This is a genomic window from Conyzicola lurida (genome assembly GCF_014204935.1).
In the GTDB taxonomy this organism is placed as follows: domain Bacteria; phylum Actinomycetota; class Actinomycetes; order Actinomycetales; family Microbacteriaceae; genus Conyzicola; species Conyzicola lurida.
On record NZ_JACHMJ010000001.1, the window covers coordinates 628,498 to 641,766 of the forward strand.

General features: G+C 69.4%; 14 protein-coding genes. 10 read left to right on the forward strand and 4 right to left on the reverse strand.

Annotated elements, in window-relative coordinates; translation table 11 throughout:
• The first annotated feature begins 12 nt into the window (after positions 1-12).
• The 9 genes from HD599_RS03055 (at position 13) to HD599_RS03090 (ending at position 9,800) form a co-directional block, all read left to right on the forward strand.
• Entirely contained in the window at positions 13-654 is a 642-nt protein-coding gene (locus HD599_RS03055) for a TetR family transcriptional regulator C-terminal domain-containing protein (protein WP_184233532.1), read from the forward strand.
• Positions 655-666: 12 nt separating this feature from the next.
• Positions 667-2,001 (forward strand): MFS transporter, encoded by a 1,335-nt coding sequence (locus HD599_RS03060; protein WP_184233534.1) that lies wholly within the window; start codon positions 667-669, stop codon positions 1,999-2,001.
• Positions 2,001-3,245, forward strand: a complete 1,245-nt coding sequence (locus HD599_RS17775; protein WP_343061849.1) for an amino acid deaminase/aldolase — start codon at positions 2,001-2,003, stop codon at positions 3,243-3,245. Before HD599_RS03060 ends, HD599_RS17775 begins: the two co-directional genes overlap by 1 nt.
• Before the next feature lie 5 nt (positions 3,246-3,250).
• Complete coding sequence (locus tag HD599_RS03065) at positions 3,251-4,558, forward strand: D-arabinono-1,4-lactone oxidase (RefSeq protein ID WP_221420603.1); 1,308 nt, start codon at positions 3,251-3,253, stop codon at positions 4,556-4,558.
• Positions 4,555-6,003 (forward strand): GH1 family beta-glucosidase, encoded by a 1,449-nt coding sequence (locus HD599_RS03070; RefSeq protein ID WP_425489152.1) that lies wholly within the window; start codon positions 4,555-4,557, stop codon positions 6,001-6,003. Before HD599_RS03065 ends, HD599_RS03070 begins: the two co-directional genes overlap by 4 nt.
• A gap of 182 nt (positions 6,004-6,185) precedes the next feature.
• The gene (locus HD599_RS03075) at positions 6,186-7,250 is read left to right on the forward strand and encodes an ABC transporter substrate-binding protein (protein WP_184233538.1); all 1,065 of its coding nucleotides are present in this window, start codon (positions 6,186-6,188) and stop codon (positions 7,248-7,250) included.
• A gap of 135 nt (positions 7,251-7,385) precedes the next feature.
• Positions 7,386-8,120 (forward strand): ABC transporter ATP-binding protein, encoded by a 735-nt coding sequence (locus tag HD599_RS03080; protein ID WP_184240234.1) that lies wholly within the window; start codon positions 7,386-7,388, stop codon positions 8,118-8,120.
• Entirely contained in the window at positions 8,117-8,926 is an 810-nt protein-coding gene (locus HD599_RS03085; RefSeq protein WP_184233540.1) for an ABC transporter permease, read from the forward strand. Before HD599_RS03080 ends, HD599_RS03085 begins: the two co-directional genes overlap by 4 nt.
• Position 8,927: 1 nt before the next feature.
• The gene (locus HD599_RS03090; protein ID WP_343061852.1) at positions 8,928-9,800 is read left to right on the forward strand and encodes an ABC transporter permease; all 873 of its coding nucleotides are present in this window, start codon (positions 8,928-8,930) and stop codon (positions 9,798-9,800) included.
• Positions 9,801-9,805: 5 nt separating this feature from the next.
• On the opposite strand, the gene HD599_RS03095 is transcribed toward HD599_RS03090, so the two are convergent.
• The 4 genes from HD599_RS03095 to HD599_RS03110 all read right to left on the reverse strand — a co-directional run bounded on the left by HD599_RS03095 (position 9,806) and on the right by HD599_RS03110 (position 12,579).
• Positions 9,806-10,336, reverse strand: coding sequence for an adenine phosphoribosyltransferase (locus tag HD599_RS03095; protein ID WP_184233542.1), 531 nt, complete (start codon positions 10,334-10,336; stop codon positions 9,806-9,808).
• A 100-nt stretch (positions 10,337-10,436) separates the two neighbouring features.
• Complete coding sequence (locus HD599_RS03100; protein WP_184233544.1) at positions 10,437-11,171, reverse strand: ABC transporter permease; 735 nt, start codon at positions 11,169-11,171, stop codon at positions 10,437-10,439.
• Complete coding sequence (locus HD599_RS03105; RefSeq protein WP_184233546.1) at positions 11,168-11,911, reverse strand: ABC transporter ATP-binding protein; 744 nt, start codon at positions 11,909-11,911, stop codon at positions 11,168-11,170. The genes HD599_RS03100 and HD599_RS03105 overlap by 4 nt, the downstream gene beginning before the upstream one ends.
• An 8-nt stretch (positions 11,912-11,919) precedes the next feature.
• Positions 11,920-12,579, reverse strand: a complete 660-nt coding sequence (locus HD599_RS03110; protein ID WP_184233548.1) for a TetR/AcrR family transcriptional regulator — start codon at positions 12,577-12,579, stop codon at positions 11,920-11,922.
• 102 nt (positions 12,580-12,681) lie between these two features.
• Between HD599_RS03110 and HD599_RS03115 the strand changes: the two genes are divergently transcribed.
• Positions 12,682-13,248: a LemA family protein gene (locus HD599_RS03115; protein WP_184233550.1), complete on the forward strand. Its 567-nt coding sequence runs from the start codon at positions 12,682-12,684 to the stop codon at positions 13,246-13,248.
• Positions 13,249-13,269: the final 21 nt, after the last annotated feature.

The following is a 13,269-nucleotide window of genomic DNA, read 5'->3' on the forward strand; positions in this document are numbered from 1 at the left end:
AGGAGGGGTCTCGTGACGCGCATCTCTGCCAGCGATCGCCGTGCGGCACTGCTCGAAGCGGCCTTCCGCGTCATCGCCGCCCAGGGAGTGAGCGCCGCCACCACGCGCGCGATCGTCGCCGAGGCGGACATGTCGCTCGCGAGCTTCCACTACGCGTTCGAGAGCCGCGACGAGATGATGCGGCAGCTGATCGGCTCCGTCGTCGAGAACCAGGCCGTCGCCGCGTTCGCCTCGCTGCGGTACGGCAGCGATATCCGCACCGCGCTGCGCGACGGCCTGCAGGCCTTCTTCGACGTCGTCGTCGGCGACCCCGCCCGCGAGCAGACGATGTTCGAACTCATGCAGTACTCGCTGCGCACCCCCGAACTGCGCGGGCTCCCGCGCGAGCAGTACGCCTCCTACCGCAACGCGGTCAGCGGGTTGCTCGAGACCGCCGCCGCCGACACCGGCGTGACCTGGCTGTTGCCCGTCGACGACGTCGCACGCATCGTCGTGACGATCACCGACGGCATCACGCTCGCCTGGCTCGCCGACGGCGACACGGCGGCCGCCCACCGCGTGATCGAGGTCGCCGCGACCTCGCTCGCGAGCCTCACCCGGCCCCTCGCCGGCGATCCCACCCTCGTTCCACTCCGACACCCGACCAGCGCCTAGACAGTGGAGACCATGACAACGACGAATTCGACCGGCTCGGTAGCGCCCTTCTCCGAACCCACGACACGAGCGACCGGCGGCTGGATCGCCCTCTTCGCCACGGCCTGGCTGGGCATCTGGATGGCGCAGCTGACGCCGATCCAACTGCTGCTGCCGAAGCAGATCGAAGAGCAGCTCGACGCGACGTTCTGGATCGATAACGTCGTCGCGTTTGGCATCATCTCCGCGATCGCCGGCTTCTGCGCCTTGATCGCGTTCCCGCTCAGCGGTGCGCTGAGCGACCGCACGACCTCGCGCTTCGGCCGTCGTCGCCCGTGGATCCTCGGCGGCACCGTGCTCTTCGCCGTGTCGCTCGTGCTGCTCGGCCTGCAGTCGACCATGGTCGGCATCGGCGTGTTCTGGTCGCTCGCCCTCATCGGCTTCTGCGTGCTGACCGCCGCGATCACCGCGACGATCTCCGACCAGGTGCCGGTCAACCAGCGCGGTTTTGTCTCGGGCTGGGTTTCCGCGCCGCAGGCCGTCGGCACGATCCTCGGCATCCTGCTCGTCACGGAGCTCGCCCTCGCCACCCTCGTCGGCTACGTGCTCGTCGCGGTGCTGCAGATCGTGCTCGTGCTGCCCTTCCTTCTCTTCACCAAGGACGCGCAGCTGCCCGAATCGAGCAGACCCGCGGCACTGACCGCCCGCGCGCTGCTCGGCGGGTTCTGGATCAGCCCGCGCGCGTTCCCCGACTTCGGCTGGACGCTGCTCAGCCGCATCCTCGTCAACCTCGGCAACGCGCTCGGCACCACGCTGCTGCTCTACTTCCTGATGTTCGGCCTCAACCGGGGCGCGGGAGCGGAGGACGACCTGCTGCTGCTCACCGCCGTCTACATGGTGTTCTTCATCGCCTCCGCGCTCGGCGTCGGAAAGCTCAGCGACCGCATCGGCCGCCGCAAGGTCTTCGTCTACATCGCCGCCTACCTGCAGGGCCTCGCCGCGCTCATCCTCGCCTTCGTGCCCGACTTCACCATCGCGATCCTGGCCGCGGGCCTGCTCGGCCTCGGCTACGGGAGCTTTATGGCCGTCGACCAGGCGCTCGCCACCCAGGTGCTGCCCGACGCCCAGTCCCGCGGCAAGGACCTCGGAATCATGAACATCGCCACCGCCGTGCCCCAGGCCGTCGCCCCGCTGCTCGGCGCCGCCATCGTCGTGGTGTTCGCGGGCCTCGCGTCGACCGGTGCGCCCGTCGCCTCGGACGCCGGGTTCGCCGGTGCCGATGCCGGGTTCGCCGGACTCTTCGTCGCCTCCGCCGTCGCGGCCACCCTCGGCGGTCTCTCCATCATCCCGATCAAGAGCGTTGCGTAGTGAAACTCACCAGACCACACCTCACCCCGTGGACGGCTCCGGCGCAGTACTGGCCGCAGCTCGCCGAAGCGACCGCCGAACTCGACCCGCCCTACGGCGTGATCTCGTTGCCCGCCCTCGCCCACAACGCGTTCGACATGCTCGACCGGGCGAAGGGCACCCCGATCCGCGTCGCCAGCAAGTCGGTGCGCGTGCGCGGCGTGCTCGACGCCGTGCTCGCCCTGCCGGGGTATGCCGGCGTGCTCGGCTACACCCTGCCCGAGGCGAACTGGTTGGCCACGGACAGCGCCGACGGCGCCGCGATCACCGACGTCGTCGTGGCCTACCCCACGGCCGACCGCGCCGCGCTGCGCGAACTCGCGACGACACCGCACCTCGCGGCGCGCGTCACGATCATGGTGGACAGCGTCGAGCAGCTCGACTTCGTCGACTCGGTCATCGCTCCCGCGGCCCGCGAGCCGATCCGCGTCTGCCTCGAGCTCGACGCCTCGTGGGACAGCAAGGTGTTCGGCCACCTCGGCGTGCGCCGCTCGCCCGTGCACACCCCCGACCAGGCCCGGTCGCTCGCCGAGATCATCGTCGCCCGCCCCGGGTTCACCCTCGTCGGCATGATGGGCTACGAGGCGCAGATCGCCGGTCTCGTCAACCAGCCCGCCGGCAACCCGCTGCGCGGCGTCGCCGTGAAGTGGGTACAGCGTCAGTCCGCCGCCGAACTCGCCGACCGCCGTGGTGCGGCCGTCGCGGCGGTGCGCGGCATCGCCGACCTCGAGTTCGTCAACGGCGGCGGTACCGGTTCGATCGAGTCGACCGTGGCCGAAGAAGCGGTGACCGAGGTCGCCGCGGGCTCCGGCCTGTTCGGCCCGCACCTCTTCGACAACTACGCGCACTTCCACCCAACACCCGCCGCGTCGTTCGCCCTCTCCGTGGTGCGCAAACCGCAGCCGGACATGGCCGTGCTGCTCGGCGGCGGATGGATCGCCTCCGGACCGACGGCCGCCGACCGCAGCCCCAAGGTCGTCTGGCCCGACGGCCTCAAGCTGTTGCCGCTCGAGATGGCGGGCGAGGTGCAGAGTCCGCTCACCGGGCCGCCCGCGCGCGACCTCGCCGTCGGCGACCGCGTCTGGCTCCGCCACACCAAGGCGGGGGAGATCAGCGAACACCTCGACGAGTTCGCGATCGTCGGCGAGACGGGCATCGTCGAGACCCTGCCCACCTACCGCGGCCAGGGCAAGGTGTTCCTGTGAGCGCTCTGCTGCGGCCGGGTGCCCCGTGGAGCAACTGGGGCCGCTCGGAAAGCGCCCACCCCGCCCACGTGGCGACCCCGACGAGCGTCGACGAGATCGTGGAGATCGTCGGCTACGCCCGCGACAACGGGCTGACGGTGAAACCGGTCGGCGCCGGGCACAGCTTCACGGCGATCGCCGCCACCACCGGCATCCAGCTCGACATCGGCGCCGTCGACGGCGTACTCGCGGTCGACGGCAACCTCGTCACGCTCGCCGCCGGCACCAACCTGCACCAGCTTCCGGCGATGCTGGCACCCTACGGCCTCGCGCTCGCGAACATGGGAGACATCGACCGGCAGACCGTCGCGGGCGCCACCTCCACCGGCACCCACGGCACGGGACGGGAATTCGGCGGGCTCGCGACACAGATCAGGGCGGTCACCCTGGTGACGGCGGACGGCGGCATTCTGCGGGTGAGCGAGACCGAGAACGCCGACCTGTTCCCGGCCGCCCGGCTCGGACTCGGCGCGCTCGGCGTGCTCGTCGACGCGACGGTCGAGTGCGTGCCGGCGTTCCTGCTGAGCGCGGTCGAGACCCCCGAGAACTTCGACGCGGTCGTCGACGGATGGGAAGAGCGGGTCGCCGCCCACGACCACTTCGAGTTCTACGTCTGGCCGCACACCGACCGGGTGCTCAGCAAATACAACACCCGTCTCGCGCACCATGAGCCGCGGCATCCGGTCTCGAAGTTCGGCACCTGGTGGGAGGACGAGTTCATGTCCAACCGCGTGCTCGCGGCCAAGCTCGAGCTCGGGCGCATGCTGCCGAAGACCACGCCGGCCGTCAACCGGCTCGCCACCCGCATCACCGGCAACCGCAGCTACACCGACGTGTCGCACGAGGTGTTCGTGTCGCCGCGGCGCACCCGCTTCGTCGAGATGGAGTACGCGGTGCCGCTCGAGGTGGTTCCGGAGATCCTGCGGGAGATCCGCCGGCTCATCGACGCCAACGGGTGGATCATCTCGTTCCCGATCGAGGTGCGCGCCGCCGCCCCCGACGACGTCTGGCTGTCGACGGCGCACGGGCGGCCCACCGGCTACATCGCCCTGCACCGGTACTGGCGTGAAGACCCCACCGAGTACTTCCGTACCATTGAGCGAATCATGATGAACTACGGCGGACGACCGCACTGGGGCAAGATGCACACCCGTACCGCCGAGTCGCTGCGCGAGGCCTACCCGCGATTCGACGACTTCGTCGCCGTGCGCGACCGGCTCGACCCGCAGCGCCTGTTCGGCAACGCATACCTCGAGCGGGTGCTCGGAGCGTGAGCACCGCGAGCGAACGGTCGAGAAACCGCACCGGCCGCGAGTGGCTCGACAACCCGGCCGGACTCGGCGCGCTCGTGCCCGACGGGTTCACCCTGGGCGTCGCGACCAGCGCTTTCCAGATCGAGGGCGGCATCCTCGACGACGGCCGCGAACCCTCGACCTGGGACACCTTCATGGGGCAGGCCGGCCGCATCGCCGACGGTTCCGACGCCTCGGTCGCGACCGACCACTACCACCGCAGCGCCGAAGACGTGCGCCTGATGCGCGAGCTCGGCGTCGACTCGTACCGCTTCTCGATCGGCTGGTCGCGCCTGCAGCCCGGAGGAAAGGGCGGCGCGAGCCGTTCGGCCGTCGCGTTCTACGACCGGCTCATCGACGACCTGCTCGCGAACGGCATCAGACCGATGGCGACGCTGTTCCACTGGGACACCCCCGAGACCCTGCAGCACGCCGGCGGCTGGCTCGAACGGGACACCGCCTACCGCTTCGCCGAGTACGCCTTCCTCGCGGGGGAGGCGTTCGGCGACCGGGTCGAGAGCTGGGTCACCGTCAACGAGCCGGCGACCGTCACGCTCAACGGGTATGCCCTCGGCGTGCATGCCCCTGGGGCGACGCTGCTCTTCGACGCGCTGCCGTCGGCCCACCACCAGCTGCTCGGGCACGGCCTCGCGGTCGGGGCGTTGCGGGACGCGTCCGTCACCGGGAAGGTCGGCATCACCAACGTGCACTCGCCCGTGCAACCCGCCGGCGACTCGGAGGACGACGCGCTCGCCGCCGAGCTCTTCGACATCGTGCACAACCGGCTCTACGCCGACCCCGTGCTGCTCGGGCGCTACCCGCAGATCCCGGAGCCGTTCGAGCACCTCTTCGGCTTCTTCCGCGAGATCGAGCCCTCGGACCTCGCGGCCATCGCGGCGCCGCTCGACTTCTACGGACTGAACTACTACATGCCGACCCGGGTCGCCGCGGGTTCGCCGACGGATGCCGCCACTCCCGACGGCTTCTCGTCGGTGGCGAGCCAGCTCCCGTTCTCCCTCGAACCGTGGCCCGAGTATCCCGTCACCGGGTTCGGTTGGCCGGTCGCACCCGACTTCCTCGCCGTGACGCTGCGCGAGCAGGCGGACAGGTACGGAACCGCCCTGCCGCCCGTGGTCATCACCGAGGGCGGGGCGAGCTTCCCCGACGTCGTCGCGCGCGACGGCTCTGTCGACGACGAGGCGCGGGTGCTCTACCTCGCCGAGCACCTCGCGGTGGCGTTCGCCGGAGCGCCCGGCGTCGACGTGCGCGGCTACTTCGTCTGGTCGCTGCTCGACAACTGGGAGTGGGCCGCCGGTTTCAGCCAGCGCTTCGGGCTCGTGCACGTGGACTTCGCGACGCAGGACCGCACGCCGAAGCGGTCGTTCGGCTGGTTGCAGCGGCTGATCGGCGGGCGCAGCGGGGGTTGAGGAGGCCGCCCGCCGCAGTATCGAAACCATCGCCAGAACCGGGTTTCGGTACGCGGGCTCCTTCGTCGCCCGCTACCCAACCACCGGCCGATACCGAACCGTTACCGCGGTTAATCTGCGCGAAACGCGCTGTCTGTAGTGTCGCCTCCATCACACTCCCGTAAGAAACGAGGCATATCTTCATGTCAACCCGATTCAGCTTCACCGCTCGCCGCAAGGCAGCCCTCACGTTCGCCGCAGCAGGCGTCGTTCTCGCTCTCGCGGGTTGCTCCAGCGCGACCCCCGCAGCCGAGGGCGAGGCGGAAAGCCTCGGCGACCTCAGCCTCCAGCTCTCCTGGATCAAGAACGAAGAATTCGCCGGCGAGTTCTTCGCTCTCGACAAGGGCTACTACGCCGACGCCGGTCTCGGCGAGGTCACCATGACCGCCGGTCCCTCGACCGGTAGCGCAGAACTGCTCTCCGGCACCGTCGACGTCGCCCTCAGCGACGCCGTCTCGATCGGCACCGTCGTCGCCGGCGAAGAGGCCCCGCTCAAGATCATCGGCGCCACGTTCCAGAAGAACCCCTTCACGATCCTCTCGATCGCCGACGCGGGCAACATCATGACCCCCGAGGACATGGTCGGTAAGAAGATCGGCGTCCAGGCGTCGAACACCTCGCTGTTCGAGGCCCTCCTCGCCGTCAACGACATCGACCCCGCGTCGCTCGAGATCGTGCCCGTGCAGTACGACCCGTCCGTTCTCATCAACGGCGACGTCGACGGCTTCGTCGCGTACCTCACCAACGAGTCGATCTCCGTCGCAGCCCAGGGCTACGAGGTGACGAACCTCCCGTTCGCCGACAACGGCCTGCCGTTCGTCGCCGAGACCGTCACGGTCACCGACCAGACGATCGCCGAGGACCGCGAGAAGCTCAAGGCGTTCCTCGTCGCCGAGATCCAGGGCTGGACCGACGCGGTCAACGACCCCGACGCCGCAGCCGAGCTCGCGCTCGAGCTCAACGGTGAAGAAGCCGTCCCCGACATCGAGGCCTCCAAGGCCGGCGCCGCCGCTCAGGCCGAGCTGCTCGTCGTCTCCGACGAGACCGCCGAGAACGGACTCTTCACCATCAGCGAGGACCTGCAGGCAGAGACCATCTCGACGCTGGCCGCCGCCGGCATCGAGCTCGAGGCCTCCGACCTCTTCGACCTCTCGCTCCTCGACGAGGTCTACGAGGAGAACCCCGAGCTCATCGCCTACTCTGAGTAATCCGAGTACCGACAGGCTCAACCTCCGTTCAGAACAAAGGACTACCCCGTGACCACGACCACGGCTGTTGACGGTGCCCAGGGCCAGACCCTGGGCACCGGCATCCAGATCAGCGACCTGCACAAAGAGTTCCGCATGGGAACGAAGAGTGTCGTCGCGTTGGAGAACGCCAACCTGCACACCGACAAGGGCACCTTCCTGGCCCTTCTCGGACCGTCCGGTTGCGGGAAGTCCACCATCCTGCGCATCCTCGCCGGTCTCGAAGACCCGACATCCGGTACCACCCGGGTCGACGGCAAGAGCCCGACCGAGCTGCGTAAGAACAACGAACTGGGAATCGCGTTCCAGGACCACGCGCTGTTGCCCTGGCGCAGCGTGATGTCCAACATCCGCCTCCCGTTCGAGATCGCCGGTAAAAAGGCCGATCAGTCCTACATCGACGAGCTCATCGACCTCGTCGGGCTGCGCGGCTTCGAGAAGGCGAAGCCCGCACAGCTCTCCGGCGGTATGCGCCAGCGCGTCTCCATCGCCCGTTCGCTCGTGATGAAGCCGTCGGTGCTGCTGCTCGACGAGCCCTTCGGTGCGCTCGACGACATGACCCGCCAGCGCCTCAACCTCGAGCTGCTGCGCATCTGGACGCACAAGCCGGCCACCACGCTGCTCGTGACCCACGGCATCTCCGAGGCGATCTTCCTCTCCGACCAGGTCGCGGTCATGAGCCCGCGTCCCGGCCGTATCAAGGAGATCATCGACATCGACCTCCCGCGCCCGCGTCTCCCCGAGATGCAGCGCACCCCCGAGTTCCACGCCTACGTGGACCACGCTTCCGAGCTGCTGTTCGGCGCCGGCGGCGTCGCGATCGACGAATGAACGTCAGAAAGCGCGCCATCCCGTCCTGGGTCACGGGCATCGGCGGACTCGTCGTCCTCGTCGGCGTCTGGTGGATCCTCGCGCTGACCGTCTTCGGCCCGCGTGGTTCGGGCAACTACGCCCCGATCCCCACGCCTCCGCAGGTGATCGAGGCGCTCTTCACCGACGGTTTCGCCTATTACTGGCGCTCGTTCTCGGTCACGATCACCGAGGCCGGCATCGGCTACCTCTGGGGCAACGGCATCGCGCTCGTGCTCTCCGCCATCGTGCTGGTATTGCCCTGGCTCGAGGGCGTGCTCAACCAGATCGCCGTCATCACCTACTGCATCCCGATCGTCGCCATCGGCCCGCTCGTCCTGATCGTGCTCGGCGGCGCCCCGGCCCCCGGCGAACCGTCGGCGACCGCGGTCTTCCTCGCGGCGTTCTCGGTGTTCTTCACCACCGTCGTCGGCACCCTGCTCGGGTTGAAGGCGGCCGACAAGTCGTCGCTCGACGTCGTCACCGTCTACGGCGGGTCGAAGTTCACCCAACTGCGCAAGGTGCGCGTGATCGCTGCTCTGCCCGGCATCCTCAACTCTCTGCAGATCGCCGTCCCGGCGGCCTTCCTCGGCGCCGTGCTCGGCGAGTACTTCGGCAAGATCGACGTCGGAGTCGGCCCGATCCTCGTCGGCGCGGCCGTCACGCTCAATTCGCCACGCGTGTGGGTCATCTTCCTGCTCTGCGCCCTCGTCGCCATCATCGGCTACGCCCTGCTCGGCCTCGTCGCGCGTCTCATCGCGCCGTGGTCCACCGGAAAGGCGGCCTGACGTGTCCGAAGCCGTCCAGACCCAGGCGATCCTCGTCGCCGACCTGCGCAAGCAGATCCGCTCCACGGCGCTCAAGTCGCTCGGCCGCGCCGTGGGCAAGAGCGTGCTCATCGGGCTCGCCACCTTCGCGATCGTGCTGCTGATCTGGCTCGCCGTGCTCACCTTCTTCGGTATCTCGCCCTACATCGCGAAGGGCCCGCTCGACGTCTGGGACTTCCTCGTCGTCGACGCGGACGCCGCTGAAAACCGCGCGGTCCTGGCCGCCAATCTCGAGGTGACGCTGCGCCACTCGATCATCGGGTTCGTCGTCGGACTCGGCGTCGCGATCCTCGGCGCCATCCTGTTCCGCGTCTCCCGTGCTGCCGAGAGCGCCCTGATGCCGGTCGCGATGCTGCTGCGCTCGGTGCCGCTCATCGCCCTCGCGCCGGTGATCATCCTGATCTTCGGCAACGGCTCGCAGGCGTCGGTCGCTGTCATCGGCGGGATCGTCGTGCTCTTCCCGGCACTCGTCACCATGGTGTTCGGCCTCAAAGCCGCGTCGCCGCAGATGCTCGACGTGGTCGCGGTCTACGGTGGAAACACGCTCACGGCCGTGCGCAAGGTCGCGCTGCCCGGCGCGCTGCCGTCGCTGTTCGCCGCGATCCGCATATCGGTGCCCGGCGCCATCACCGGCGCGCTGCTGACCGAGATGCTCTCCACGGGCGACGGCGTCGGATTCTCGACGCTGCAGTACATCCCGCAGGCGAAGTTCAACGACCTCTGGGCGGCCGTCGTGGTCGTGACCGCGATCTCGCTGCTGCTCTACTTCTTCGTGCAGCTGATCGAGACGGTGGTGCTCACCCGCATGGGCATGAACACCGACCGCCGGAACTAGTTCTTCTACACCACTGACAGAGAGCGGATGTCGCGACCCTCGAGGTTCGCGCGCCCGTCCAGTTCCTCGAGCTCGAGCACCACGCTGACACCGGCCACCACCCAGCCGGCGCGCTCGATGAGGCGCGACGCCGCCGCGAGCGTGCCACCGGTCGCGAGCACGTCGTCGAGCAGCAGGATGCGGGTCCCGGGCGGGAAGTCGCTCGGCTGCACCTCGAGGCTGGTCGACCCGTACTCGAGGTCGTAGCTCTCGCTGATCACCTCGCGCGGCAGCTTGCCCGGCTTGCGGATCACGAGCACGCCGAGATCGAGGGCGTAGGCGGATGCCGCGGCGAGCAGGAACCCGCGGGCTTCGACCCCGGCGACCGCGTCGATGCGTCCCGCGAACGGCTCGACGAGCGCGTCGGTGACGGCGCGCAGCGAGGGGCCGTCGGCGAACACCGGGGTCAGGTCGCGGAAGGTGATGCCGGGCTTCGGGAAGTCCTCGATGATCGCCGTGTTCTCTGCGACGAGTCGTGCCGCCGTGCCATCCGTCATGCTGGTGTCCTTCGAATCGGGGCGCGTTCGCGCCCATCGATTCTGCCACCCAGTGGTTGAGTAGGAGCGCCACGGCCGTGGACGGCCCACTCAACCACCGTCACGCCGTGCGCCTCCGCAGCGTCACCGACCCGAGCACCACCGCGCCGAGCGCGAACGCCCCGATGATCAGCAGCTGGCCGGCGATGTATCCCGCGTCCTCGCCGTCGATCGCGACCGCGTTGAGCGCGTCGATCGCGTGCGACAGCGGCAACCAGTCCGAGATCGCGTACAGCACGTCGGGCATCTGGTCGCGGGGGAGCAACACCCCGCCGAGCAGCACCTGGGGGAACACGAACGCGGGCATGAACTGCACCACCTGGAACTCGGTGCGCGCGAACGCGCTGGCCAGCAGGCCGAGAGTCGTGCCGAGCACGGCGTCCGCGAGGGCGACGCAGACGAGAAGCCACAACGATCCGTCGATCTCCAGCCCGCAGACCCCGACCGCGAATGCCACGGCGATGCCGGCCTGCGCGACGGCGAGCAGCCCGAACGCGAGCGTGTACCCGAGGATGAAGTCGGCCTTCGACAGCGGCAGGCTGAGCAGCCGCTCGAGGGTACCCGACCGTCGCTCCCGCAGCGTCGCGATGCTGGTGATCAGGAACATGATGATGAACGGGAACAGCGCGAGCATCGCCGGCCCGATCTGCTGGAACACGGGGGTGTCGTCGAACAGCCAGGCCACGAGTCCGACCAGCAGGCTCGGCACCACCAGCAGCAGCGCCACCGTGCGCGGGTCGTGCCGTACCTGGGTGAGCACGCGGCCCGCGGTGGCGAGGGTGCGGGCCGGGTTCACGATGCCGCCCCCGCCCGGATCAGCGCGAGGAACGCGTCCTCGGCGTCGGTCGTGCCGGTCGCGCGCATCAGTCCGTCGGGGCTGTCGTCGGCGAGCAGTCTTCCCTCGCGTAGGAGCAGCAGCCGGCCGCACCGGGTCGCCTCGTCCATCACGTGGCTCGACACCAGCAGCGTCACCCCGCTCGCGGCCAGGCGCCGGAACAGCTCCCAGAGCTCGACGCGCAACACCGGGTCGAGCCCGACCGTCGGCTCGTCGAGCACGAGCAACTCGGGGGAGCCGAGCAGGGCCGCCGCGAGCGACGCACGGCTCGACTGGCCGCCCGACAGCGAGCCGGCGAGAGAGTCGGCCTGCGCGACCAGATCGGTCTCGACGAGCACGCGCTCCACGTCCGCGGGCGGGGCGCCGAGGATGCGGGCGAAGTACCGCAGGTTCTGCCGCACCGTCAGGTCGTCGTACACGCTCGAGGCCTGCGTCACGTAGCCGACGCGGTGGCGGAGACCGCGGCATCCCGCCGGCTCGTCGAGGACGGTGACCGTGCCGGCGGCGACCGTCTGCACCCCGACGATCGCGCGCATCAGCGTGGTCTTGCCGCTGCCCGACGGACCGAGGAGCCCGGTCACGCCGCCGCGGGGGAGCTCGAGCGAGAGATCGTCGAGCACGAGATTCTTGCCGCGGCGCACGCGCAGACCGTCGATGCGCACGGCGGGGGTGGCTCCATCGCCGGGCAAATAATTCACCATGTGCGGAATTATTCGCCCGCGCGCTCCGCGCTGTCAAGGGGTGCGACGCCCGTCAGATGCCAGTGCACGATCGGCCCGACGCGGCGCGCGACCTCCTCGGCCGTCGCACTCGCGAGCGGTTCGATCCGCAGCCCGTAGCGTGCGACGACGAGGCCGACGATCTGGCTCGCCGCGAGCGACGCCCGCAGCTCGGGGTCGTCGCCGCCGACCGACGCGGCGATGCGGGCGAGGATCTCGCGCGTGACGAACTGGCGCAGCATCACGGCCGCGAACTCCTGACCGAGGGCGGTGTGCAGCAGCCGGATGACGCGGCGATGCGCCGCGGGATCGTCGAGGGCGTCCACGACGGCGCGGACGAGGCTCACGCCGATCTCGTCGGCCGGGCCGGCGAGCACCGCGGCGACCAGCCGGTCCGGACGCACCGGCGCCCGCACGGTCGCGGCGAACAGATCGGCCTTCGTGTCGAAGTAGTGGTGCACGAGCGACGCGTCGACGCCCGCCCGCCGGGCGATCGCGCGCAGCGAGGTGGTGTCGTAGCCGTTCGCCGCGAATTCGGCCGCGGCGGCCTTTACGATCTGCGCCCGGGTGTCGACCGCGGCGCCCGTTTTACGGGGGCGGCCGCGGGGACGCCGCACGGTAGCGGCGGTGTCGTCCGGTTGCGCGCTCATGGCCAGAGTGTAGGCCGACAGCGGTCGCCGAGGAACCGCGAGTTCACCCAGAGCGTGCCGCATTTCCGTCGTAGCTGAGGTGGCCTCCCCTATAGTTACCCTATGGAAATCCTCATCGTCATCGGCGTCATCGTGCTGCTCGTCATCATCGTGGGCGTCTACCTGTGGACGACCTACAACGGTCTCGTCACCCTCAACGTCCGAGTGGACGAGGCGTGGAGCGACATCACGGTGCAGCTCAAGCGCCGTGCCGACCTGCTGCCCAACCTCATCGAGACGGTCAAGGGCTACGCGGCGCACGAGAAGGGCGTCTTCGAGGCGGTCACCAAGGCCCGCGCCGAGTCGATCAGCGCGTCGACCCCCGCCGAGGCGTCGGTCGCCGAGAACCACGTGCAGTCCGCGCTGAAGAGCGTCTTCGCCGTCGCCGAAGCGTACCCGCAGCTCCAGGCCAGCCAGAACTACCTGCAGCTGCAGGGCGAGCTCGTCGACACCGAGGACAAGATCCAGGCCAGCCGTCGCTTCTACAACGGCGGTGTGCGCGAGCTGAACACCAAGATCAAGACCTTCCCGAACACGCTCTTCGTGCGTGGCCTCGGCTTCACCGAGCGCGAGTTCTTCGAGGTCGCGGATGCCGCGGCGATCGCCGAGCCGCCGCGCGTGCAGTTCTAACGTCCCGATTCTCGTCCAAGC

Bases quoted from the DNA above. Each gene is read 5' to 3' on its own strand.
- HD599_RS03095 (WP_184233542.1), bottom strand. From the start codon at position 10,336: ATGACGGATGGCACGGCGGCACGACTCGTCGCAGAGAACACGGCGATC.
- HD599_RS03060 (WP_184233534.1), top strand. From the start codon at position 667: ATGACAACGACGAATTCGACCGGCTCGGTAGCGCCCTTCTCCGAACCC.
- HD599_RS03115 (WP_184233550.1), top strand. From the start codon at position 12,682: ATGGAAATCCTCATCGTCATCGGCGTCATCGTGCTGCTCGTCATCATC.
- HD599_RS03110 (WP_184233548.1), bottom strand. From the start codon at position 12,579: ATGAGCGCGCAACCGGACGACACCGCCGCTACCGTGCGGCGTCCCCGC.
- HD599_RS03075 (WP_184233538.1), top strand. From the start codon at position 6,186: ATGTCAACCCGATTCAGCTTCACCGCTCGCCGCAAGGCAGCCCTCACG.
- HD599_RS03105 (WP_184233546.1), bottom strand. From the start codon at position 11,911: ATGGTGAATTATTTGCCCGGCGATGGAGCCACCCCCGCCGTGCGCATC.
- HD599_RS03085 (WP_184233540.1), top strand. From the start codon at position 8,117: ATGAACGTCAGAAAGCGCGCCATCCCGTCCTGGGTCACGGGCATCGGC.
- HD599_RS03080 (WP_184240234.1), top strand. From the start codon at position 7,386: ATGGGAACGAAGAGTGTCGTCGCGTTGGAGAACGCCAACCTGCACACC.